The organism is Streptomyces sp. P3, assembly GCF_003032475.1.
Classification (GTDB): domain Bacteria; phylum Actinomycetota; class Actinomycetes; order Streptomycetales; family Streptomycetaceae; genus Streptomyces.
In genome coordinates this window covers 5,051,129-5,073,655 of the sequence record NZ_CP028369.1, presented here as the reverse complement: position 1 = coordinate 5,073,655, position 22,527 = coordinate 5,051,129, and the positions used below count along the sequence as shown (strand labels likewise).

Genomic DNA, 22,527 nt, shown 5'->3' with positions numbered 1-22,527 from the left:
ACCGCGATTGAAGGGGCTTTCCACGGCGTGGGCCTTGCTTCGCCGGGGGATTCCCTGCAGTCTTCCGCTCATGACCGCGTATTCCCCGGACGCCACCGACTGGCGCATCCTCGAGGTCCTCCAGCGGGAGGGCCGGGCCAGTTTCGCCGACCTGGCGCGTGCGGTGGCGATGTCGGCGAGCGCCGTCACCGAGCGGGTGCGGCGGCTGGAGGAAGCGGGCGTCATCCAGGGCTACGCGGCCGTCGTGGATCCGGAGCGGCTGGGCCTGGGCATCCTGGCGTTCGTGCGGCTGCGCTACCCCAACGGCAACTACAAGCCGTTCCACGATCTGGTGTCTGTCACACCCGAGATCCTCGAGGCACACCATGTGACGGGCGACGACTGCTTCGTGATCAAGGTCGCCGCCCGTTCGATGCGTCATCTGGAGGAGGTGTCGGGGAAGATCGGCGCGCTCGGGTCGGTCACGACGAGCGTCGTCTACTCCTCGCCGCTCCCCCGGCGCCCGCTCGGCAGATAGCCCCGCTGCCGCACCGCCGACCCCGACCTGCCCTTCACCACCTCCAGCTGGGCGTGGACACGCCGGCGCAGGTCGGCGACGTGACTGACGATGCCGACGCTGCGGTCGCGTTCGCGCAGTGAGTCGAGGACGTCGAGGACCTCGTCGAGCGTCTGGTCGTCGAGGCTGCCGAACCCCTCGTCGATGAAGAGCGTGTCGAGGCGGACGCCGCCCGCCTCGTCGGTGACGACGTCGGCGAGGCCGAGCGCCAGGGCGAGCGAGGCGAAGAAGGTCTCGCCGCCGGACAGCGTGGACGTGTCGCGTTCGCGCCCGGTCCAGGCGTCGACCACGTGCAGCCCCAGCCCGCTACGGCCACGGCCCGCCCGGTCGTCGGAGTGCACGAGGGTGTAGCGGCCGGACGACATCCGCTGCAGCCGTACGGTCGCGGCGGCGGCCACCTGTTCGAGGCGGGCCGCCAGCACATACGCCTCCAGCCGCATCTTTCGCTCGTTGTCGGCCGAGGTGCCCGCGGTGAGGCCGGCCAGTCGGGCCACCCGGTCGTACTCCTCGCGCACCGGTGCGAGCCGGCGCACACCGGCCGCCGCGCGCGCGGAGAGCTGGTCGAGTTCGGCGCAGCGGCGGGCCGCGGCGTCCTGTGCGGAGGCGGCGGCGCGCAGACGTTCGGCGGCGGCGGCCGCCGCGGCCTGCGCGGTCGCGAGGTCGGCGGGCGGCTGTCCGGCCGCGGCCACGGTGTCGGGCTCGGCGAGCAGGGCACGGACGGCGGCCTCCTCGACGTGCCGGACGTCCAGCCTGTGTTGCAGGTCCCGGTGGGCGGTGGCGTCGAGCAGGGCCTCGGCGGCGGCCTGCGGCGTGTCGAAGCCGGCCCGGAACGCGGCCTCGTCGAGGCGGCCGTCGGCCGCCTTGAGGCGGGCGGCGCTCTCGTCCGCGGCGCGCGCGGCCTCGGCCGCCTCGGTGAGCCGGGCCGCCTGCCGCTCCAGCTGGGCGGCCCGCGCGGCGACGCTCTCGGCCGTGCCCCGGGCCTGTGTCAGCTCCGCCTCCAGGGCGGCACGCTCCCGCTCCAGGCGGTCCCGGTGGCCCACCCGGGACGCGGCCCGCACCGCGGCCTCGCGCTGGGCCGCCGTACGGCGTTCGTGCTCCTGTTCGGCCTGCCGCAGTTCCTCGCGCGCGGGGTGCAGCGCCGAGGCCTCCCGGCGGGCCAGGGCGTAGGCCTGCTCCACCTCCTGCGCCTCGGCGAGGAGCCGGTCCGTGGGTGCGTCGCCGGCCTCGGCCGTCGCGGCGGCGAGCGCCTCGCGCACGGCGCCGGCACGGCGTTCGTCCCCGGCGTGGTCCTCCTCGGCGACCCGGCACGAGGCGAGCGCCTGCTCCTCGGCCTCCCGGTCGACGTGACCGGCGACCTTGCGGGCGGGCGCGGGGTGCTCGGTGGCGCCGCAGACGGCGCAGGGCGCGCCCTCGGCGAGGGTGGCGGCCAACTCGGCGGCGATGCCGTCGAGGCGCTGCTCCTTGAGGGCGAGCCAGTGCGCGCGGGCGGCCTGCGCGTGCTCCCCGGAAGCCAGGGATGCGCGCCGGGCGGCCTCCAGGTCCCGGGTCAGCTCGTCGCGCCGCCGGGCCGCCTCGAGGCGGCGGCGTGCGGGCTCGCGTCGGCCGTCGAGCTGTTCGGCGCGGGTGGCGGCCTCCTGGGCGGACTCCACGGCGGCCCGCAGGCCGTCGCGCACGGCGTCCCACCCGGCGAGCCAGTTCCCGGTCTCGGCCAGGACCTCGTCGTCGTCCCGCTCCCGCCGGTCCAGTTCGGTCCGCTCGGCGACGAGGTCGGCCAGCCGCCGCTCGCCCCGGCGGGCGGACTCCAGCCCGCCCAGTTCCTCGGCGGCCCGGCGGGCGGCGGCGGCCAGTCCCGCGGCGCCCGCGTCGGCGAAACCCTCGGGGAGCCGGGCACGCGTGCGTGCGGCGCGCGCGGACGCCTCGCGGTGCTCGGCGTCGGCGGACTCACGCAGCTCCAGGGCCGGCGCCACCGCTTCCGCCTTGCGCGCCCGGTCCATCCGCGCCTGCGCCTCCCGGTGCGCGTCGGCCATTTCCTCGAGGGCGGCGGCGCGTTCGCGCGCGTCGGCGAACCGCTGCTGCAGCCGGGCCCGTTCCCGCACATCCGCCAGGGCGTGTTCGGCGGCGGCCTGGGCGGACTCGGCGGCGAGCCGGCCGCAGTGGGCGACGGTCAGCCGCTCGCGTGCGGTGCTGCGGGCGACGGCGGCGGCGGCCAGCACCGCCTCGGCGAGACCCGGTTCGCCCGGGGCCGCCTCGGGCAGCTCCATGGCGTCACCCGCCACCTGCTGCATCCGGTGGGCGTCGGCGAGCAGCGCGGTGTCGCCCTCCCGCACACGGGCCTCGGTGGTGCGGCGGCGCTCGGCGAGCCGCTTCTCGACCTCGGCGAAGCGCCGGGTGTCGAAGAGGCGGCCCAGCAGCCGGCCCCGCGCCTCGGCGTCGGCGCGCAGGAACCGCGCGAAGTCGCCCTGGGGCAGCAGCACGACCTGGCAGAACTGTTCGCGGCTCATGCCGAGCAGCTGGGTGATCTCCTCGCCGATCTCCTGGTGGGAGCGGCTGAGATCCTTCCAGGCGGCGGCGGTCGCGTCGTGCTCGCGCAGTAGGCTCTGCGCCTTCTCGACCGTCGTGCCGACGCCGCGCCTCTTGGGCCGCTCCCAGGGCGGCTGCCGGGTGATCTCCAGTCGGCGTCCGGCGACGGTGAGTTCGAGGGTGACCTCGGTGCGGACGCCGGCGGCGGCGTGGTCGCTGCGCAGGGTCACGCCCTGGCCGCTGTGACGGGCACCCGGCACGGAGCCGTACAGCGCGTAGCAGACGGCGTCCAGGATCGAGGTCTTGCCGGCGCCTGTCGGCCCGTGCAGCAGGAAGAGTCCGGCGGCGGACAGCTCGTCGAAGTCGACGCGCTGGGTGCCGCCGAAGGGGCCGAAGGCCGTCAGGACGAGCCGGTGCAGCCTCATCGGGCCACCTCCCGCGCCGTGTCGTCCGCGCGCACCGCGTCGAAGGCGTCCCGCAGCACACCCTGTTCGCGGGCGTCGGGCCCCGCGCCGCGCACATGCGCCACGAAGTCCTCGGCGATCTCCTGGTCGCTGCGGTCGGCCAGCCGCCGCGCGTACGACACGTCCGGGTCGTCGGGGGCTCGCTCGGGGGCGAAGACGAGGCTCAGGGTGTGCGGGAAGCGGTCGGTGAGCCGGGCCATGGGGTCGGCCGGGCGGACGGCGTCGGTCAGCGTCGCCTCGACCCAGGCTTCCTCGTGGCGGGCGAGCGCGGGATCGGCGAGCAGGTCTTCCAGGGGGCCGCGGATGCGGGCCAGCGGGCGCGGGACGGGGCAGTCGATCCGTTCGGCGGCGATCTCGCCGTCGGGGCCGAGGTCGACGAGCCACATGGTCTTGCGGTGCTCCGCCTCGGAGAAGGAGTACGGCAGGGGGGAGCCCGAGTAGCGCACGCGCTCGGTGAGGGTCTGGCTGCCGTGCAGGTGACCGAGGGCGGCGTAGTCGACGCCGTCGAAGACGCCCGCGGGCACCGACGCGACCCCGCCGACGGTGATGTCGCGCTCGCTGTCGCTGGGCTCGCCGCCGGTGACGAAGGCATGGGCGAGGACGACGGAGCGGGTGCCCGGCGCGCGTGCGGCGAGGTCGGCGCGGACCCGCTCCATGGCGGCGGCGAGCACGGCCTCGTGGCTCGCCTTCTCCACTGCGAACTCCTCCTTCACCAGGGCGGGTTCGAGGTAGGGCAGGCCGTAGAAGGCGACGTCGCCGTGGGCGTCGGGCAGGACGACCGGGGTGGCGGCCGCCGCGGGGTTCGTGCGCAGGTGGATGCCGGCGCGGCCGATGAGTCCGGCGCCGACGCCGAGCCGGCGGGCCGAGTCGTGGTTGCCGGAGATCATCACCGTGGGCACGCCCACCTCGGCGAGCCGGTGCAGGGCGTCGTCGAACAGCTCGACCGCGGCGAGCGGGGGCACCGCGCGGTCGTACACGTCCCCCGACACGACCACCGCGTCGACCGCGCGCTCGCGCACGGTCGCGATCAGGTGACCGATGAACTCGGACTGAGCGCCGAGCATGTTCACCCGGTGGAACGCCCGGCCGAGATGCCAGTCGGAAGTGTGCAGGAGCCTCATGATCCCCGAGACTAACGGCCGGGTCCGACAGCACGGGCGGTTACTCCCGTATCGCACCGTCATGACAGATGACACAAAGGAGCTTTACGGACATTGCACCCCTGGGCGCGTCCGACGCGTCACGCGTCCCCGTACGCCTCCCCGCCCAGCTCGAAGACGGCCGTGCCCGCCGTCGCGTCCGCCAGCCAGGCCCGGAAGGCGTCCACCTCGGCCTCCGGAAGGCCGATCTCGAGGGTGACGGCCTCGCCGTAGGTGACCTCGCGCACGTCGCGCCCGGTCGCGTGGAGGTCGTTGTGGACTTTGCCGGCCCGTTGGTGGTCGACGGTCACCGTGGCCAGGCGGAACCGGCGACGGGTGCGCACGGGAAGGGCGTCCAGCGCCTCGCCGACCGCTCCGCCGTACGCCCGGATGAGACCGCCCGCGCCGAGCTTGACGCCGCCGTAGTAGCGGGTGACGACGGCGACGACGTACCGCATCTCGCGCCGCAGCAGCATCTGGAGCATCGGCACGCCCGCGGTGCCGCCGGGCTCGCCGTCGTCGCTCGCCTTCTGCACACCGGCGTCGGCGCCGATGACGTACGCCCAGCAGTTGTGGGTGGCGTCGGCGTGCTCCTTGCGCACCGACGCGATGAAGTCCTGGGCCTCCTGCTCGGTGGCCGCCGGGGCGAGGGCGCACAGGAAGCGGGAGCGGTTGACCTCGGTCTCGTGCACGCCCGCGCGGGCGACGGTGCGGTACTCCTCCTGCATCGGGCCAGCCTATGCGGTGGAACCCGGGGCGCCGCCGGCGCGGGGCGGGGGCGCGATGCGCCCGGGGCCCGACGGGACGGCCGCGGCCCCGCCCCGGCTACGGCGTGCGGTCGCCTCGGGGCACGGTCGCCGACGTCAGGTGGGCCGCGCCCGGGCCCAGCGACCGCCAGTCGGATCCGTGCCAGGTCAGGACGGCCAGCGCCGAGGTCGGGAACTTGAGCCGCACCGTGTCCAGGGCGACGCGCTCCCCGCCCCCGGCGAGGTCGAGGACCAGTTCCTCCAGGCCGGGATTGTGCCCGACCAGCAGCAGCGTCCCGACGCCGACGGGCGTCTCGCGGACGACGTCCAGCAGCTCGGGCACGTCGGCCCCGTAGAGCCGGGGGTCGAGGCGGACCGGCGCGGGTGCGTCCCACTGGGCGGACGCCAGTTCCCAGGTCCCGCGGGCGCGCACGGCGGTGGAGCACAGCGCCAGGTCGGGGACACAGCCGGCCTCGGCGATCGCGCGGCCCGCCGCCGGGGCGTCCCTGCGGCCGCGCGGGGCGAGCGGCCGCTCATGGTCGGCAACCCCGGCGGGCCAGGCCGACTTGGCGTGCCGCAGGACGACCAGGCGACGCGGTGCGACACCGTCCGACCGGCTCATGCCCGGGCTCCCACGTCGCGGGTGAGTTCCAGGCCGAGGAGCCGGTCCGCGTAGGCGTACGTCTCGAAGCGGGCGCCGTCCGGCAGCTCCGGTCCGGCGTCCTCCGTCCAACGCAGCACCCGCAGCACCCCGGGCACGTCCAGATCGTCCTCCCACGCGGCGCGCAGCCGCCCGCGCACCTCGTCGGGGACCGGCCGCGAGGGCCGTCGCGCCCAGTCGGCGACGGCCCGCCGCCAGCGCGCGAGGGTGTCGCGGGCCTCGTCCAGCGCGGCCGCGTCGAGCCGGAGGGGCTCGGTGCGCTCCACCGCGAGCAGGGCGAGGCGCAGGACGGCGGGGTCCAGATCCGGTGCGGCGCCGCCCCCGGCCGGTTCGTCGCGGGCTTTGGACGGGCCCGGCCAGTCGGGCACGGCGCCCTCCGCCGGGGCGACGGCGACCCGTACGCCGTCCGTGTCGGGGCCGTCCGCCCCGACCACGTGCAGCACCTGGGCGCCACCCGTTCGCGCGGTGGCGTCGCGGCCGTCCTCGAAGGGGTGCATGCCCAAAGCGGCGGCTCCGGCGCGCAGCGCGGCCGATTCGCCCGCCCAGCCGCTCAGCAGGGCCCACGCGGGCGTGCCGCCCATTTCCAGGGCGCGCACGAGCAGATCCGCGACGAGCAGGACCCGCAGCGACGCCGCGCCGTACCCGCGGGCATGCGCCTCGACCCGGGTCGGGCGCCGCCGGGCGGAGGCGGCGACGACGGGTTCGCCGGTTCGGGCGTCGATGATGCTCAGCACAGGGCGAGCCTAGGCGGGCGGAGCGCGGTACGCAGGCAGGAGCCGGAATCAAGGTGCGCGGCGCGGTGTTGCAGTGGGGGCCCGGCTGTGACGACCCATACCCAGAGGAGGCCGCCGGTGTACGGCGACGAGGCAACGATCCGCGAGATCCTCACCGGACTCGGTGACACCTGGGCCGTGGTCGGCCTGTCGACGAACCGCAGCCGCGCGGCCTACGGCGTCGCCGAGGTGCTGCAGCGCTTCGGCAAGCGGGTGGTGCCCGTCCATCCGAAGGCGGAGACGGTGCACGGGGAGCAGGGGTACGCCTCCCTCGCCGACATCCCCTTCGAGGTGGACGTCGTCGACGTCTTCGTCAACAGCGAGCTCGCGGGCGCCGTCGCCGACGAGGCGGTGGCCAAGGGCGCGAAGGCGGTGTGGTTCCAGCTCGACGTCGTCGACGAGGCGGCCTACCGGCGCACACGGACGGCCGGTCTGGAGATGGTCATGGACCGCTGCCCGGCCATCGAGATCCCCCGGCTGGGGGCCCGCCCATAATGGGCCGGTGACCTCTGACTCCCCCCGCGCCCAGCACACTTCGGTCGTCGTCGTGGGCGCGGGACCCGCGGGTCTGACCGTCGGGAACATCCTGCGCGCCGCGTCCGTCGGCTGCGTCGTGCTGGAGTCGGAGAGCCGTGCGGCCATCGAGCGGCGGCCGCGCGCCGGGGTCATCGAGGAGTGGGCCGTGCGCGGACTGCGGCAACGCGGCCTGGCCCATGGCCTGATGGAGCGGGGGCAGCGGCACTCGGCGTGCGAGTTCCGCTTCGGCGGCGAGCGCCACCGCCTCTCCTACACGGAGCTGACGGGACATCACCACTGGGTGTATCCACAACCGTTGCTGGTGGCCGACCTCGTCCGCGAGTACGTCGACGTGCGGGGCGGCGACGCGCGCTTCTCGGTCCGCGACGTCGAGCTCCACGACCTCGACTCGGCTCGTCCTTCGGTGTCGTACACCTGCCCCGAGTCGGGCGAACGGCACTTGCTGACCTGTGACTTCGTCGTCGGCGCGGACGGTGCGCGCGGGGTGAGCCGGGCCGCGATCCCGGCCGGCCACGCGCGGATCGCACGGCACGACTACGGCGTCGGCTGGCTGGCCCTGCTCGCCGAGGCGCCGCCGTCCTCCGACTGCGTCCTGTTCGGGGTCCATCCGAACGGGTTCGCCGGGCACATGGCCCGCAGCCCCGAGGTGACCCGGTACTACCTCCAGTGCCCACCCGGCGACGACCCCGGCAACTGGTCGCACGACCGGGTCTGGTCCGAGCTGCACCGGCGGCTCGAGGCGGCCGGGGCCCCGCCGCTCACCGAGGGCCCGCTGATCGAGAAGCGGATCCTGGACCTGCACGACTACGTGGTCGAGCCGATGAGGTACGGGCGGCTCTTCCTGGCCGGGGACTCGGCGCACCTCGTCGCGCCCATCGCCGCGAAGGGCATGAACCTGGCCCTGCACGACGCGTTCCTGCTCGGCGACGCGCTGGTCGCCGCGGTGGACATGGGCGACGGGGACGGCCTGGACGGTTACTCGCGGGCCTGTCTGCGCCGGGTGTGGGACTACCAGGAGTTCTCGCAGTGGCTGTCCGAGGTCTACCACGGGACGGCGGCCGGCGACCCGTTCCGCGCGGGCGCCTCGTTCGCCCGGCTGCGCCGGCTGTTCACCTCGCCGGCCGCCGCCGCCGCGTTCGCGGAGCAGTACCTCGGGACGGCCGAGCGCTACTGAGCCACCGGTCAGTCGTGCGGCGGCTCGTCGCCGAGCCGGTGGTCCGCCACGTTCAGCGCCTCGTCCACCAGGCGGCGCAGATGCCCGTCGGAGAGCGAGTAGACCACACGGCGGCCCTCCTTGCGGGTGCTGACGAGTCCGGCCAGCCGCAGCCGCGCCAGGTGCTGGCTGACCGCCGGCCGGGCCGCGCCGCAGGCCTCGGTCAGCGTGGTCACGTCGGCCTCGCCCGAGGTCAGTGCGTACAGCAGGGTGAGACGGGTGCGGTCGCCGAGGAGGGCGAGCAACTCGGCGGCGAGGGCGAACTGCTCCTCGCCGGGGGTGCGCGGATGCGCATGGTGTGCAGATGACAGGTGCATGCGTGCGCTCATACGCACATAATGGCGGGGTGGGCGCGCACCCGTCCACCCCGGCACACCGGAAGGGGACCGACGTGAGCGAGCGGCACGACCGAGGACACCGGACCGACGGCGGGCACCATCCCGCGCACGGTCATGGTCACGCGCACCACCATTCCGCCCCCCTCGCCCATGCCCACGACTCCACGCACCACCGGGCCCACGATCACGCCCATGACCACCCGCACCACCATGCCGACCACGCCGACTCCCCTTCACCCCCCTCGACCGCCGCCTCCCGCGCCCGCGCTCTGCGCCACCGCCTCGCGCATCTCCTCACCCCCCATTCCCACGAGACCGCCGACAAGCTGGACCCGGCCCTGGAGAGTTCGGCCCGGGGCATGCGCGCACTGTGGGTCTCCCTCGCGGTGCTCGGTGTGACGGCCGCGGCGCAGGCTGTCGTGGTCGCGCTCTCCGGTTCGGTGGCCCTGCTCGGCGACACGGTGCACAACGCGGCGGACGCGCTGACGGCAGTCCCCCTCGGCATCGCCTTCGTCCTGGGCCGGCGGGCGGCCACCCGGCGCTTCACCTACGGCTACGGGCGGGCGGAGGATCTGGCCGGCATCGCGATCGTCCTGACCATCGCCGCCTCCGCGGTCTTCGCAGGCTGGACGGCGGTGGAGCGGCTGCTGGACCCGCGGCCCGTCGACCACCTGGGGGCCGTCACCCTGGCAGCGCTGGCGGGTTTCGCGGGCAATGAGTGGGTCGCGCGGTACCGCATCCGGGTCGGCCGCTCGATCGGCTCGGCCGCGCTGGTCGCGGACGGCCTGCACGCCCGCACGGACGGGTTCACCTCGCTCGCGGTGCTGCTGGGCGCGGGCGGCTCGGCGCTCGGGTGGCGGCCGGCCGACCCGGTCGTGGGGCTGGCGATCACGGCGGCGATCGCCCTGGTGCTGCGGGACGCCGCCCGGGAGGTGTTCCGGCGGGTGATGGACGCCGTCGACCCGGCACTGGTGGACCGGGCCGAGCAGGCCCTGCGGGCGGTCGAAGGGGTGCGCGAGGTGGGCGAGTTGCGGCTGCGCTGGATCGGGCACCGGCTGCGCGCCGAGGTGGCGGTCGTCGTGGACGGCGACCTGACGGTGCGCCAGGCGCACCGGGTCGCCGTGGCGGCCGAACACGCCCTGCTGCACGCGGTGCCGCGCCTGACGGCCGCACTGGTGCACGCCGACCCGGCGTCGGCGCCCGGCGAGGAGGATCCGCACCGGGTCCTCGCCCACCACGCGGCCGCCCCGAGCACGCCTTAGGCCGCGGGCAGTCCGAGCCCCTCGAGCACCATCGCGCCCGGCAGTTCGGCGAACGCCTCGCCCGGCACCAGCAGCTTCCCGCACGGACGCCCGCGACCCACCAGCACACCGGGCAGGTCGACGACCGCCGCGTCCACCAACACCGGCCAGGAGGAGGGAAGTCCGCCCGGCGCGATCCCGCCGTACTCCGTTCCGGTCTCGCCCGACGCAAGGTCCATCGGGGCGAACGAGGCCTTGCGCGCCCCGAGTCGGCGGCGCACGACGCCGTCGACGTCGATCCGCGGGATGGACAGGACCGGTGGCGGACAGGACCACGCACGCGGCGAGCGTCGTTCCGCCGCCCCGCACTCCGGCGGGTGCGCGGACGGCCGCACGCCGACAGCCCCGTTCCCGGCCGTTCGCCCGTCGGCTCAGCGCGCGGGCGGGGGCACCGACACGGTCAGCACCATCTCCGTCGGCACCTCGCCGCGGTTGGCGTAGGAGTGCGCGGCGTTGGCCTCGAACGTGACACTCGCCCCCGCCCCGACGCGGTACTCGGCGCCGTCGACGGTCAGGGTCAGTTCGCCGACGGTGACATGGGCGATCTCGACCGTGCCCGGCGGGTGCGGGTCCGAGCCGCTGCTCTCGCCGGGCATGAGCCGCCAGTCCCACATCTCCAGCGGGCCCGGCGCCTCCGCGCCGGCGAGGAGGCGGCTGTAACTGCCCGCGTCGGTGTGCCACAGCCGTACCGCCTGGTCGGCGGGGACGATGCGGACCTTCGGGCCCCGTTCGTAGTCCAGCAGCGTGGTGACGCTGATCCCGAGGGCGTCGCCGATCTTGACGACCGTGCCGATGCTGGGATTGGTGCGGGCCTGTTCGATCTGGATCAGCATGCCGCGGCTGACGCCTGCGCGGGCGGCGAGCGCGTCGAGGGTGAATCCGCGCTCGGTGCGCCATCGCTTGACGTTGCGCGCCAGGGACTGGGTCAGCAGGTCGAGGTCCGACACATTCCATCCAGGAGACGAGGGCAATATGTTGAATTACTGGGTTCACTCCACTGCACTATGGTGTGGTGTACCCGATCGTCCACCGAACTGTACTGCGAGTGATCCGTGACAGCACTCTTCGCCCTCGCCACCAGCCTGCTGTGGGGACTGGCCGACTTCGGCGGCGGCCTGCTGACCCGGCGCACCCCGGCGCTGACGGTGGTCGTCGTCTCGCAGGCGATCGCCGCGGCGGTCCTCGGCGCGATCGTGTTCGCCACCGACGGCTGGAGCGAGGCCGGCCCCCGGTTGTGGTTCGCGGTCGCCGCCGGGACGGTGGGCCCGGTGGCGCTGCTCTGCTTCTACAAGGCGCTCGCGCTCGGCCCCATGGGGGTGGTCTCCCCGCTCGGCACGGTCGGTGTGGCCGTCCCGGTCGGCGTGGGACTTTTCCTCGGCGAGCGGCCCGGACTGCTGCAGATCGCGGGGATCGCGGTCGCCGTGCTCGGGGTGGTCCTCGCGGGCGGACCGCAGCTGCGGGGCGCGCCCGTACAGCGTCGGGCCATCCTGCTCACGCTCGTCGCGGCCTTCGGCTTCGGCACGGTGTTCGCCCTGATCGCGGAGGCGTCGACCACGGTGACGGGCCTGTTCCTCGCTCTCTTCGTCCAGCGCGCGGTCAGTGTGGCGATCGGCGGCCTCGCGCTGTACCTCTCCGTACGGCGGAACGCCGCCACCCTCCCGGACGGCGGTTTCCCGTGGCGCTCGCTGCCGGCCCTGGCCTTCGTCGGCCTCGCCGACGTCGCGGCGAACGGCACCTATGTCGTCGCCGCCCAGCACGGTCCGGTCACGGTGGCCGCCGTGCTCGCCTCCCTCTACCCCGTCGTCACGGCCCTCGCCGCGCGCGGCCTGCTGCGCGAACGGCTCCGCGGGCTCCAGGTGGCCGGCGCGGGGCTGGCCCTGGCGGGCACACTGCTGCTGGCGACCGGCTGAGCCACCTGCCCCGACCCGGCCCCCGAACGCGCTTCAGCTCTCGGGCTCCAGCTGGGCGAGGCGTTCCACCGTCGCCTCGTCCAGCTCCGACAGCGCGACCAGCTGGTCCGGGGTGACGCCGTCCGGTATCGGCACCGGGGGCGGGGTGCGCAGCGGCGGCTGCCAGCCGTCGGCGGGCGTCCACCGCCGTACGACCCGGGCGGGGGCGCCCGCGACCACCGAGTGGTCGGGAACCGGGCCGCGCACCACCGCCCCGGCCGCCACCACGACGTTGCGGCCGATCCGCGCTCCCGGAAGGATCACCGCACCCGTGCCGATCCAGCAGCCGGGGCCGATCTCCACGGGCTCCATCCGCGGCCACTGCTTGCCGATCGGCTCGTGCGGGTCGTCGTAGGAGTGGTTCGTGGACGTGATGTACACGTACGGGCCGAAGTAGCAGTCACTGCCGATGGTGACGGTGGTGTCGGCGATGACATGACTGCCCCGGCCGAGGACCACGCCGTCGCCGAGGCGCAGGATCGGATCGGGTCCGAGATCGAGGTCGGGCATCAGACCGGCGGTCAGGGTGACCTGCTCGCCGACGATGCAGTGCGCCCCCAGATGGATCCACGGCTCCCCGAACACCGTGCCGAGCGGGAAGGCGAGCCGGGTGCCCTCCCCCATCGAGCCGAAGCGGAAGCGCCCGGGGCGCTCGGCGGTCACCGAACCCGTGCGCTGCACCCAGGCCCAGCCCGCGTGGACGGCGCGCTGCACGAGGCGGCGCCGCCATGATGAGAACGTGTTCCTGCGCTTGGGCACCCGCACACCGTACTCAGCGGCGCCGGGACCACGGGACCACAGGCCTGTGATCTTCGCCCCACCGGGTGGCGTACGGTGCGCGGAGACGACGGACACGAGGAGACGGTGATGACGCACAGGGCGCTGATCGTGGGCATCGGCGGCAGGGAACCCCGGGTCGACGCGGAGGCGTTCGTGGCGCCGACGGCCTCGGTGATCGGGGACGTGACGCTGGAGGCGGGCGCGAGCGTCTGGTACGGGGCGGTGGTGCGCGGCGACGTGGAGCGGATCACCGTGCGCAGGGACGCGAACGTCCAGGACAACGTGACGCTGCACGCCGACCCCGGATTTCCGGTGACCATCGGCGAGCGGGTCTCCGTCGGCCACAACGCCGTCGTGCACGGCGCGACCGTGGAGGACGACTGCCTCGTCGGAATGGGCGCGACGGTGCTCAACGGGGCCGTGATCGGGGCGGGTTCCCTGGTCGCCGCGCAGGCGCTGGTGCCGCAGGGGATGCAGGTCCCGCCCGGGTCGCTGGTCGCGGGCGTGCCGGCCAAGGTCAGGCGGGAGTTGACACTGGAGGAGCGTCAAGGGGTCACGCTGAACGGCACGTTGTACGCGGATCTCGCCAAGGCGCACACCGCGATCCACCAGGAGTAGACAGCGGGCCCCGCGGCACTGGGGGCGTCACTCCCCGGCGGTCACCGGCTCCGGCTCGGACGCGGACTCGGGCTGCGCCGTCTGCATCTTCTTGGCCTTGCGCTTGAGCACCAGCATCGAGGTCAGGCCGATCAGCACCGCGAGCACCAGCCCCAGCCAGGAGAACCGCTTCAGCCAGGACTCCGCGACGACGCCCACGTAGTAGATGACCGCGGTCGTGCCGCCCGCCCACGCGATGCCGCCGAGGACGTTGGCGACGAGGAACTTCCAGTACGGCATGTGCAGGACGCCCGCGAGCGGGCCGGCGAAGATGCGCAGCAGGGCGACGAACCGGCCGAAGAAGACCGCCCACATGCCCCACTTCTCGAAGGACCGCTCGGCGGTGGCGATGTGCCCCTCGCTGAAGTGCCGGGGGAACTTCGCGCCGAGCCAGGCCAGCAGCGGACGTCCGCCCTTGCGGCCGATGGCGTAGCCGATGGAGTCGCCGATGACGGCGCCGGCGGTGGCGCACGCACCGAGAACGACGGGGTTGATCCCGCCGTGCTGGGAGGACAGCAGCGCGGCCGAGACCAGGATGATCTCGCCGGGCAGCGGGATGCCGAGGCTCTCGAGGCCGATGACCAGGCCCACCACCGCGTAGACGGCGATCGCGGGCACCGAGTCGAGCCATTCCTGCACGTGCACCGCGGGTTCCTCCCGTTCGACGTCCCTGGGCTTGCGGGTTCCCACGAAGCCTACCGGGTCCGGCGGGTCCGGAGCCGTCCGGTGGTGCGGCGCACCGCCTCCCCGGATCCGGGACGCACGGGACGAACCACAGGTTCCGCTCAGGCAGTCGACGGTGGCGGCCGGGCATCGCGCGGCCGCCCGCCCGGACTCCGCCGCGACGGATGGGCGGCCCGCGATCGACGTGGCCGCAGGCCGGGCCGGGCCGGGCCGGGCCGCTGGACGGTCTGCACCCCGCGGCCCGGCCTGCGGCCGGTTCTTCGTCCTCACGTTCCCTTTGTGTCGGCCCCCGGCCCGCCGCTCAGCGTCCGAGGACCCTCGTCACGCCGACGACGGCCCTGATCGGTACCCGCTGCCCGCCGAGCTTGACGGGAAGGGCCCGGAGATGCGCCGCGGGGGCCGACCGGCCGTCCGGGACGCGCGAGGCGCCCGGAGTACCCGCAGTGCCCGCAGTGCCGGGTTCGCCTGGGAACCTGGGGCCGCCCGAACCGTCCGCAGCGTCGGCGCCCTGGGAGCCCGGGGAGCCCGTGTCACCCGCAGAGTCGCAGCAGTCCGCCTGGACGATTCTCGTGTGGAACTGCGGTGCCGACGGGGTGGGTTCGGCGGGCTCGGGAGCGGCGTCGGGGGCGACTGGCGCGGCGTCCCGGGGCGCGGGTGCGCCCGGCGGCACCACGGCCTTCGGGTCGGGCGGCTCCGCCGAGCCGCGGACCGACGGGCCGGGCCGTCCCTCCGACGGGGCGACCGCGTCGAACAGCCACCGCTGTCCGGCGGAACCGTCCCGTGGGGCGACGGCGAGGCCCCTGCCCGAGCCGTCGGCGTCGCGGGCGACCACGAGATCGTCGTTCCGGCGCAGTACGAGCTCGCCGCGGACGGTCAGGTCGAAGAACGTCTCGCCGGAGTGCACCAGACAGCCGGCCAGGGCGGTCGTGCGGCGGTGCGGATCGGCGGCCAGGCAGAGCGTGGGGTCGGCGGAGCTGCGCAGCAGACCGTCCTCTTCGTACGACCACTGCTGGGTCGCGCCCTGCGAGCACGACGTCAGGACGATCGCCGCTCCGGCCGCCGGCCGGCCTCCCCGGACGTCGAGGCAGAGTTCCGTGTCCGGACCGCGCAGCCTGCCGCGCGCGATCTCCATGGACCGCGAGGCGGACGCGGCCGACGGAAAAGCGGAGGACGAACGGCTGCCCGGGCCGCCCTGCGCGGTGGTGCCCGGGGCGCTGATGCCGCCGGCCGGCGCGCCCCAGGTGGCCCCGGGCCCGGGCACGCCGGTGTCTTCCGTCCAGCCCCTGGCCACGAAGACGGTCGCGACCAGTGCGAGGGCGGTGAGTCCGGCGCCCACGAGCAGGGCCCTGGGCCGCCTGCCCGGCAGGGCGAGCAGACCGGCCGACGTGGTGCGGTGACGGCCGGTCCCGGCGAGCGGACGCACGGGGACGGGCCGGGGAGCGGCGTCGGCGGCGGCCGTACGGGCGGGACGCGACTCGAGGTAGCGCAGCGCGCCCCAGCCGAGCACGGTCTCGGCGAGCAGTACGTCCAGTCCGCCGTCGAAGTGACTGAGCTGTTCGGCGGCGTGCCGGCAGAAACGGCAGTGCGCGAGATGCTGCCGGACATCGGGCAGCAGGGTGCCGCCGCGACGCAGGGGGATGTCGAGGAGACGGTTGTAGAAGCGGCATTCGCCGGTCGGCGCGAGTTCCCGGTGGGCGCGTACGCAGGCCGCCCGGAATTGTTCCCGTGCCTGTTCCAGGACGGCCGCAGCGGTCACGGCGTCCATGCCCGACAGACCGGCCGGTACGGTTATGGGTTCCGACTCCACCTCGGTGTGCCACAACAGGCATTGGGAGGCCGCCGGGAGCAACTGGAAAGCGTGTTCGGCGAGTTGCCGCCTTTCCGCGGTCGCCGGTCGCGCGGCGCGCAGTCCACGGCCGCCGACGGTTTTCCGCAGCTCCGGCAGAACGGCGGAAACGCTTTCGGCGCCGGCCCATTGCCGGACCGTCTCACGGACGGCGACGAGGAGCTCGGGACGCAGGGCCCCTGCGGTGCGTCCGTCCGCGAGGCGGCCGAGCACCTCGTGGAACGCGGCGGCGGCCACCAGTCGGGCCGTGTCCTCGGTACCGGCCAGACAGACGGTCGCGTAGTCGTGAGCGGCCCGCCAGTGACGGGCGAAGAGCAGGGCGATCGCGCGGTGCCGCCCGTCGCCGCCGGCCAGTCGGGCGACGAGCTGGGGGTCGGAGTCCCCGGGCGTCCAGCCGGGTCGGGGCGGGTGGGGCGGGCGTGGGGGGTTGGGGGATTGCACGGAACCAATTCCTTCCAAGCCGACGAACGGCACGGAATAGGACGTCGTCGGAAAGCAGGTGCCTGATTGGTGCATACCTTTGGCCTGACCAGGCGCGTCGACCGGATCCGGCCCTTCCGTAAGGGGAGGCTCACCTTCGCACACGCGTCTCACGGGAAACAAGGAGTTTGAGTGACCCAAGTTCAAAGTGCGGGAATTTCAGATAAGTTACCGACGGTATCCGCACCCGTTTTCGAAAACCCACCGGAGGACCGGGCTCAACTTGTGCCCGCGGAAAGCAGGATGGCGCACGGAATCTCCAACTTCGGGCCCGTCGCGGCGACCCCGTCCACCCGCCCGGGAGTCGGAGCGACCGGTCCACGGGAATCCCCGAGGCGGCTCTCGGCGTACTGCCATCAGCATCGGTCAGCACGAGTGCCCCCGCCCCGCATCCATGGTCCGCAAAAGCAGTAGCCCCCGCTGCCGGTCTCGGCACCCCGCTCCTCCCCGACGTCAAGGCGACTGCGAAGGAGATGCTCTCGGAGCGGCGTTACGGCACCGGCGACAAGGCCGACTGTCTGCGCACGGTCGTCCGCCTCGCCTACGACCGGCCCGACCCGGGAGCGGAGTTCACGGCCTGGCTCGAGGAGATTCGTCGCGAACCTGGAGGACGGCGCCGCCGGACGGCAGCAGGAGCAGAAACCGGAACGGGAACAGAACCGGGAACAGATACAGGAACGGGCACCGCAACAGAAGCAGGAACGGGAATCTGCGCAGCGGTCGGCGGCAGACGTCGTCGCACACCGGTGCCGGCCGCGCCGCCCGGTCCACGGGTCCACGGGTCCACGGGTCCACGACCGTGGGGCGGTATACGGACCGGCGACCGCGCCGCACCCGCGGGACGCGGCGCCGACGGCCGCCACAGGCGCGCCGAGCCGGGTCAGCCGTTGGGGCGCAGGGTCCAGACGACGGTCATCTCGCCGGTGACGGCCCCGTCGGCACGGCGGATCTCGATGGCGACCGGGAACTCGGGGCGCTCTCCGGCGTCGAGTTCCGCGACCACCTCGGCGGCCGGACGGCCCAGGGTGGCGGTGGCGGTGACCGGGCCCATGGCGAGCTTGCGGTAGGCGATCTCGGCGCCGACGGCGAGCGGCACCGCACGGGAGAGCTGGTCGCCGAACGCGGCGAGCACGATCGCGCCGCTGGCGGACTCGCCGAGCGTGAACATCGCCCCGGCGTGCGGGCCGCCGACGTGGTTGTGGAACTCGCCCTGGTCCGGCAGGACGACCACGGCCTTCTCCGGACCGGCCTCCAGGAACTCGAGGTGGAGGGTCCGGGCCATCGGCACGGTGGCGGCGAGCATCTCGCCGACGGACATCTGGTCTGCGCTCATACCCGGAGGTTACCTGCGGGTAGCTTCGGCTGGCCAGACCGGTGTGACGAGCCCCGCACCCCCGATGTCCGGTGACGCGGACGCCATCCGGGCGCCACCGGGACACGGGCGGCCGTCACCGCAATTCGGAAGGTAACGGACACGATGCGTGTGTTCCGGCCGGCGGAGCCGCGATTCGGTACGTCCCTGACAAGGGGCGGTGACCGAATCGTGTCCGGCACGGCACTAGGGTTTCTGGCCATGTGGCCAGGACAGCAGCCCCCCGGGGGAGAGCAGAACCCGCAGGCGCAGAACAATCCGTACCAGCAGCCGGGATACCAGCAGCCGAATCCGTATCAGCAGCCCGGCTACCAGCAGCAACCCAACCCCTATGTCCAGCAGACCCAGTGGGGCGCGCCGTCGCCCGCGGGCGCGCCCACGCCGCCGCCCGGCAGCGGCGGGGGCGGAGGCAACCGGACGAAACTGGTAGCGATCGTCGCGGCCTCCGCCGTCGTGGTGGCCGCAGGAGTCACCGGCTTCCTCGTGCTGGGCCGCGGTGACGACGGGAAGACCGACGTGAGCAAGGGCAGCCCGAGCCCGACGACCTCCACGTCCGCCTCGGCTTCCGCCTCGTCCGGCACGGACGACAACCCGCGCACGAACGAGACCGAGAAGCCGACCGTGGCCGGCTGGAAGGTCGTCGTGAACCCCAAGTGGGGCCTCGCCTACGACGTGCCGGCGGACTGGGAGGTCCAGTCGCCGGGCCTGAGCCAGGGCTTCGAGTGGGAGGACAAGAAGAAGTCCGACGGCTACGACCGGATCCTTCAGGGGGGCACGGCGGAGTTCAAGTCGAAGTGGTGCTCCACGGACTCCGACAAGGACGGCAAGACCGAGGACACCGCGCTGGCCGTGGTCGGCTCCAAGGGCGCCGAGGGCGCCAAGACCACCGACGAGATCGCGATCAACACGCCCGCCTGGTGGGTGTTCGGCGGCTACACCGAGCCGGACAAGAAGAGCCTCACCTTCGACAAGAAGGCCACCGCCTTCACCACCGCCTCGGGCATCAAGGGCAGTTACGCCTGGGCCCAGTCGACGAACACGCCCCAGAAGGGCAAGTGCGACAGCGACGGCAAGGCGATCACGTTCGGCTTCAAGAACTCCGCCGGTGACTTCGTGTCGTGGAACCTCTACGGAGCCAAGGGCGTGAAGGACGAGCTCCCGACAGCCACGATCATGCAGATCCTCAGCACCGTGCGCCTCCACGGAACACCGACGCACGGCTAGGGCGTGACGGGAGGGCGCGTGGTGGCGGGCAGCGCGGGGCGAGGCGCGCCGGTCAGCCGATGCCGAACGCACCCTCGGGCGGCTCGGGCGAGGGGACGGCGTCCTCGTCCCGCACCGGGTGCGCGTCCCCGATGAAGCGGCGCAGGCCGGGGCCGTGCTCGACCCGGGCCGGGAACGCGTCGGAGGCCGTGCGGCGGGCCAGTGCGCTCACGTCCAGCGGGCGGTGTGCGGCGGCGAGCACCGCGTTGCCGAACCGGCGGCCGCGCAGCACGGCCGGTTCGGCGATGAGCACCAGTTCCTCGAACACCGCCGCCAGGTTGGCCAGTTGGGAGCGCAGGAAGCCGAACGGCGCCGAGTCCGCGAGGTTCGCGAGGTAGACACCGTCACCGCGCAGGACCCGTCCGGCCTGCCGGGCATAGGAGAGGGACGTGAGTGCGGCGGGGACGCGCGAGCCGCCGAAGACGTCCGCGACGAGTACGTCGGCGGAGTCGTCCGGCGCCGTCTCCAGCCAGGCCCGCGCGTCCGCGGCGTGCAGGGCGATGCCCGCCCCGGTCGGCAGGGGCAGGCACTCGGCCACCAGGTCCAGCAGGCCGTGGTCGAACTCGACGACGTCCTGCCGGGATCCGGGCCGCGTCGCGGCCAGGTACCGCGGCAGGCTGAGCGCGCCGCCGCCGAGATGCACCGCGTCCAGCGGCCGCCCCGGCTCGGCGACGCTGTCCAGGACGTGGCCGAGGCGGCGCGCGTACTCGAACTCCAGGTGGGTCGGCTCGTCGAGGTCGACGTACGACTGCGGGGCGCCGTCGACCGTCAGCAGCCAGGCCCGGTCCCGGTCGACGTCGGGCATCAGTTTGGCGACGCCGTGGTCGACGGCTCGGGACACGGGTACGGGGTCGTCGTTCGCCTGTCGGCTCACCTGGTCGTTCACCCTGTCATTGTGCCGGGGGGACCGCGGCGCGCGTCCGCGATCCCCCCGCCGTACCTGCCGGACCGCGGCGCGCGTCCGCGGTCCGCCCACGACGCGTGGGCCGTGCCGTGCCTACAGGACGGCTGTCACCGTGCCCGCCGCCACCGTCCGCCCGCCCTCGCGGACCGCGAAGCCGAGCCCCGGCTCCAGCGGGACCTCCCGGCCCAGTTCGACGGTCATGGCGACCCGCTCGCCGGGCCGTGCCACGGCGGTCTCCCCCAGGTCCACGTCCCCGACGACGTCCGCCGTGCGGATGTAGAACTGCGGCCGGTAGCCGGTCGAGACGGGCGTGGCACGGCCGCCCTCGCGCGTCGACAGCACGTACACCTCGGCGGAGAACCTGCGTCGGGGCGTCACACTGCCGGGGGCCGCCACCACATGACCCCGGCGCACCGCGTCGCGCGGCACACCGCGCAGCAGCAACGCGACGCTGTCGCCGGCCTGCGCCTCGTCCATGGGCTTGCCGAAGGTCTCCAGCCCCGTCACCACGCTGTCCACGCCCGCGCCGAGCACCTCGACCCGGTCGCCCACCCGCACCGTGCCCCGCTCCACCGCCCCCGTGACGACGGTCCCGCGGCCGGTGATGGTGAGCACGTTCTCCACGGGCAGCAGGAACGGCGCGTCGAGATACCGCTCGGGCAACGGCACATAGGTGTCCACCGCGTCGAGCAGCGCGTCGACCGACGCCGTCCACCGCGGGTCGCCCGCCAGCGCCCGCAGCCCCGACACCCGGACGACGGGCGCGGCGTCGCCGCCGTAGCCGTGCTCGGTGAGCAGGTCGCGGACCTCCAGTTCGACGAGGTCGATGAGCTCCTCGTCCCCGGCGTCGGCCTTGTTGAGCGCCACCACGATGTGGTCGACCCCCACCTGCCGGGCGAGCAGGACGTGTTCGGCGGTCTGCGGCATGATCCCGTCGAGCGCGGAGACGACGAGGATCGCCCCGTCGAGCTGCGCGGCGCCGGTGACCATGTTCTTGACGTAGTCGGCGTGGCCCGGCATGTCGACGTGCGCGTAGTGGCGGGTGTCGGTCTCGTACTCGACGTGCGCGATGTTGATGGTGATGCCGCGCGCGGCCTCCTCCGGGGCTCGGTCGATGCGGTCGAACGGCACGAAGGCGCCGGTCCCGCGGTCGGCGAGCACCTTGGTGATGGCCGCGGTCAGGGTGGTCTTGCCGTGGTCGACGTGACCCATGGTGCCGATGTTGAGGTGCGGCTTGGTGCGCACGTAGGCGGTCTTGGGCATGGCTGTACCTCGAAGCGTGTCCGTAGGAGTTCCAGAGGAACGCGGACCCCGGATTGCTGCCCGACCCTCCCCCTGCGGGGTCCGCCGGACGATCCGGAGAGGGTCAGCTTCGGGCGCCGTCGACAGCGGCCGGGAAAGGCGGGACGGCAGCCTTCGGGGCATCCGCGACTGCGGATGCGGCGAGGAGGAAGGCGTACCGGAACATGTCGTCGATCATCGCGGACGGTTCGTTCGGTGTCGAAGGGTTTTCGGCGGGTGCGGCCGGCCGCCTGCCGCCGCCGTCGGGAGGCGGGGCGTCCGGCCGTCATCCGGCCGGGACGCCGCCGATGTTCTTCAGCGCCTCGCGCACGCTCAGCGGCGCGAACCTGCCCCGCTCCCGGACGAGAAAGGCGCGGACGGCCTCCGGGTCGGTCTTGGCGTACTCGCGCAGGCTCCAGCCGATGGCCTTGCGCACGAAGAAGTCGGGGTGCCCGGACTGGCGCAGACAGTACGCGAACAGGCGGTCCGCGTCCGTGCGGTCCTTGTAGGTCAGCTGGTGGAGCAGGGCGGTGCGGGCGACCCACAGGTCCTCGTCGGCGATCCAGGCGTCCATGTCGGCGGTGAGCCGGGGGTCGGCCGCGACGAGGGCGCCGACCACATGCGCGGCGAGCAGGTCCACGGTGTCCCACCAGGACGTCGTGGCGACGAGCCGGCGGGCCGTCGGCAGGAAGGCGGAGGACAGGCGTCCCACATGCCGGCGCAGGTAGTCGACGGCGAAGTAGTGGTACTCGCGCTGCGGCAGCGCCCAGCAGCGCAGTGCGATCGCCGTGCAGTCGTCCTCGCCGGGGCGCGGCGCGCCCGCCAGGACCGCGCGGGACAGGGCCCGGCGGTCGGGTGTGGGCAGGCCCAGGAACGGGGCGACGTCCTTCATGTACGCGCGCATCGCCGCCGCCCGGGCGGGGTCGGCCGCGGCGCCGTACACGGTCGTCAGCCGCTCCAGCACGGTGTCGGCGAGAGCGCTGTCCGGCACGCCGGGAGCACCCGCACTTGTGACGGTCATGAAACGCACCATACGGCGATCACACATCTCCGTCGGTTACTG

At 74.1% G+C, this 22,527-nt stretch carries 21 protein-coding genes and 1 pseudogene; 7 read left to right on the top strand and 15 right to left on the bottom strand.

All coding sequences use genetic code 11. The annotated features are described in order from the left end of the window. The first annotated feature begins 70 nt into the window (after positions 1 to 70). Positions 71 to 517 carry an Lrp/AsnC family transcriptional regulator gene (locus C6376_RS22905; RefSeq protein WP_107445146.1) on the top strand — a complete coding sequence of 149 codons (447 nt, stop codon included), beginning with the start codon at positions 71 to 73 and terminating at the stop codon, positions 515 to 517. Here the strand turns inward: C6376_RS22905 and C6376_RS22900 are convergent. From C6376_RS22900 to C6376_RS22880, 5 genes are all read right to left on the bottom strand, one after another. After that, complete coding sequence (locus C6376_RS22900; RefSeq protein ID WP_107445145.1) at positions 478 to 3,501, bottom strand: AAA family ATPase; 3,024 nt, start codon at positions 3,499 to 3,501, stop codon at positions 478 to 480. The genes C6376_RS22905 and C6376_RS22900 overlap by 40 nt on opposite strands. Next, the gene (locus tag C6376_RS22895) at positions 3,498 to 4,661 is read right to left on the bottom strand and encodes an exonuclease SbcCD subunit D (protein ID WP_107445144.1); all 1,164 of its coding nucleotides are present in this window, start codon (positions 4,659 to 4,661) and stop codon (positions 3,498 to 3,500) included. The genes C6376_RS22900 and C6376_RS22895 overlap by 4 nt, the downstream gene beginning before the upstream one ends. A gap of 119 nt (positions 4,662 to 4,780) precedes the next feature. Further along, the gene (locus C6376_RS22890; RefSeq protein WP_107445143.1) at positions 4,781 to 5,407 is read right to left on the bottom strand and encodes a YigZ family protein; all 627 of its coding nucleotides are present in this window, start codon (positions 5,405 to 5,407) and stop codon (positions 4,781 to 4,783) included. 97 nt (positions 5,408 to 5,504) lie between these two features. Beyond that, on the bottom strand, positions 5,505 to 6,047 hold the full coding sequence (locus C6376_RS22885) for a histidine phosphatase family protein (RefSeq protein ID WP_107445142.1): 543 nt from the start codon (positions 6,045 to 6,047) through the stop codon (positions 5,505 to 5,507). Beyond that, positions 6,044 to 6,820 carry a hypothetical protein gene (locus C6376_RS22880; protein ID WP_107445141.1) on the bottom strand — a complete coding sequence of 259 codons (777 nt, stop codon included), beginning with the start codon at positions 6,818 to 6,820 and terminating at the stop codon, positions 6,044 to 6,046. Before C6376_RS22880 ends, C6376_RS22885 begins: the two co-directional genes overlap by 4 nt. Positions 6,821 to 6,937: 117 nt before the next feature. Here C6376_RS22880 and C6376_RS22875 point away from each other — a divergent pair, with 117 nt between their 5' ends. Both C6376_RS22875 and C6376_RS22870 read left to right on the top strand, forming a co-directional pair. Then, positions 6,938 to 7,354 carry a CoA-binding protein gene (locus C6376_RS22875; protein ID WP_107445140.1) on the top strand — a complete coding sequence of 139 codons (417 nt, stop codon included), beginning with the start codon at positions 6,938 to 6,940 and terminating at the stop codon, positions 7,352 to 7,354. Between the two features lie 7 nt (positions 7,355 to 7,361). Continuing rightward, positions 7,362 to 8,570 carry a 4-hydroxybenzoate 3-monooxygenase gene (locus C6376_RS22870; protein WP_107445139.1) on the top strand — a complete coding sequence of 403 codons (1,209 nt, stop codon included), beginning with the start codon at positions 7,362 to 7,364 and terminating at the stop codon, positions 8,568 to 8,570. Positions 8,571 to 8,578: 8 nt separating this feature from the next. Here the strand turns inward: C6376_RS22870 and C6376_RS22865 are convergent, their stop codons facing one another. Continuing rightward, on the bottom strand, positions 8,579 to 8,938 hold the full coding sequence (locus tag C6376_RS22865; protein WP_173985707.1) for a metalloregulator ArsR/SmtB family transcription factor: 360 nt from the start codon (positions 8,936 to 8,938) through the stop codon (positions 8,579 to 8,581). A gap of 278 nt (positions 8,939 to 9,216) precedes the next feature. Between C6376_RS22865 and C6376_RS22860 the strand changes: the two genes are divergently transcribed. Then, on the top strand, positions 9,217 to 10,209 hold the full coding sequence (locus C6376_RS22860; protein WP_107449119.1) for a cation diffusion facilitator family transporter: 993 nt from the start codon (positions 9,217 to 9,219) through the stop codon (positions 10,207 to 10,209). Here the strand turns inward: C6376_RS22860 and C6376_RS22855 are convergent. Both C6376_RS22855 and C6376_RS22850 read right to left on the bottom strand, forming a co-directional pair. Beyond that, positions 10,206 to 10,563, bottom strand: a pseudogene (locus C6376_RS22855) (YbaK/EbsC family protein); the annotation flags it as partial. The gene C6376_RS22860 and the pseudogene C6376_RS22855 overlap by 4 nt on opposite strands. A gap of 56 nt (positions 10,564 to 10,619) precedes the next feature. After that, entirely contained in the window at positions 10,620 to 11,195 is a 576-nt protein-coding gene (locus C6376_RS22850; RefSeq protein ID WP_107445137.1) for a helix-turn-helix domain-containing protein, read from the bottom strand. A 105-nt stretch (positions 11,196 to 11,300) separates the two neighbouring features. Between C6376_RS22850 and C6376_RS22845 the strand changes: the two genes are divergently transcribed. Then, on the top strand, positions 11,301 to 12,158 hold the full coding sequence (locus tag C6376_RS22845; RefSeq protein WP_107445136.1) for a DMT family transporter: 858 nt from the start codon (positions 11,301 to 11,303) through the stop codon (positions 12,156 to 12,158). A gap of 33 nt (positions 12,159 to 12,191) precedes the next feature. Here C6376_RS22845 and C6376_RS22840 read toward each other — a convergent pair whose 3' ends face one another. Further along, positions 12,192 to 12,956, bottom strand: coding sequence for an acyltransferase (locus C6376_RS22840; RefSeq protein ID WP_107449118.1), 765 nt, complete (start codon positions 12,954 to 12,956; stop codon positions 12,192 to 12,194). Between the two features lie 108 nt (positions 12,957 to 13,064). On the opposite strand from C6376_RS22840, the gene C6376_RS22835 reads away from it, so the two are divergent. Next, complete coding sequence (locus C6376_RS22835) at positions 13,065 to 13,595, top strand: gamma carbonic anhydrase family protein (RefSeq protein WP_107445135.1); 531 nt, start codon at positions 13,065 to 13,067, stop codon at positions 13,593 to 13,595. 27 nt (positions 13,596 to 13,622) lie between these two features. Here C6376_RS22835 and C6376_RS22830 read toward each other — a convergent pair whose 3' ends face one another. The 3 genes from C6376_RS22830 to C6376_RS22815 all read right to left on the bottom strand — a co-directional run bounded on the left by C6376_RS22830 (position 13,623) and on the right by C6376_RS22815 (position 17,962). Further along, a complete protein-coding gene (locus tag C6376_RS22830) occupies positions 13,623 to 14,279 on the bottom strand; it encodes a DedA family protein (RefSeq protein ID WP_107449117.1) in 657 nt (218 codons plus the stop codon). A 340-nt stretch (positions 14,280 to 14,619) separates the two neighbouring features. After that, the gene (locus C6376_RS22825; RefSeq protein ID WP_107445134.1) at positions 14,620 to 16,605 is read right to left on the bottom strand and encodes an RICIN domain-containing protein; all 1,986 of its coding nucleotides are present in this window, start codon (positions 16,603 to 16,605) and stop codon (positions 14,620 to 14,622) included. A 919-nt stretch (positions 16,606 to 17,524) separates the two neighbouring features. Continuing rightward, positions 17,525 to 17,962, bottom strand: coding sequence for a DUF4442 domain-containing protein (locus C6376_RS22815; RefSeq protein WP_107449116.1), 438 nt, complete (start codon positions 17,960 to 17,962; stop codon positions 17,525 to 17,527). A 255-nt stretch (positions 17,963 to 18,217) separates the two neighbouring features. Here C6376_RS22815 and C6376_RS22810 point away from each other — a divergent pair, with 255 nt between their 5' ends. Next, positions 18,218 to 19,240 carry a hypothetical protein gene (locus C6376_RS22810; protein ID WP_107445133.1) on the top strand — a complete coding sequence of 341 codons (1,023 nt, stop codon included), beginning with the start codon at positions 18,218 to 18,220 and terminating at the stop codon, positions 19,238 to 19,240. A 52-nt stretch (positions 19,241 to 19,292) separates the two neighbouring features. On the opposite strand, the gene C6376_RS22805 is transcribed toward C6376_RS22810, so the two are convergent. The 3 genes from C6376_RS22805 to C6376_RS22795 form a co-directional block, all read right to left on the bottom strand. Beyond that, positions 19,293 to 20,084, bottom strand: a complete 792-nt coding sequence (locus C6376_RS22805) for a spermidine synthase (RefSeq protein ID WP_107449115.1) — start codon at positions 20,082 to 20,084, stop codon at positions 19,293 to 19,295. 192 nt (positions 20,085 to 20,276) lie between these two features. Then, positions 20,277 to 21,446, bottom strand: coding sequence for an elongation factor Tu (gene tuf, locus C6376_RS22800; protein ID WP_107445132.1), 1,170 nt, complete (start codon positions 21,444 to 21,446; stop codon positions 20,277 to 20,279). Between the two features lie 304 nt (positions 21,447 to 21,750). Further along, complete coding sequence (locus C6376_RS22795) at positions 21,751 to 22,485, bottom strand: DNA alkylation repair protein (protein ID WP_107449114.1); 735 nt, start codon at positions 22,483 to 22,485, stop codon at positions 21,751 to 21,753. Between the last annotated feature and the right edge of the window lie 42 nt (positions 22,486 to 22,527).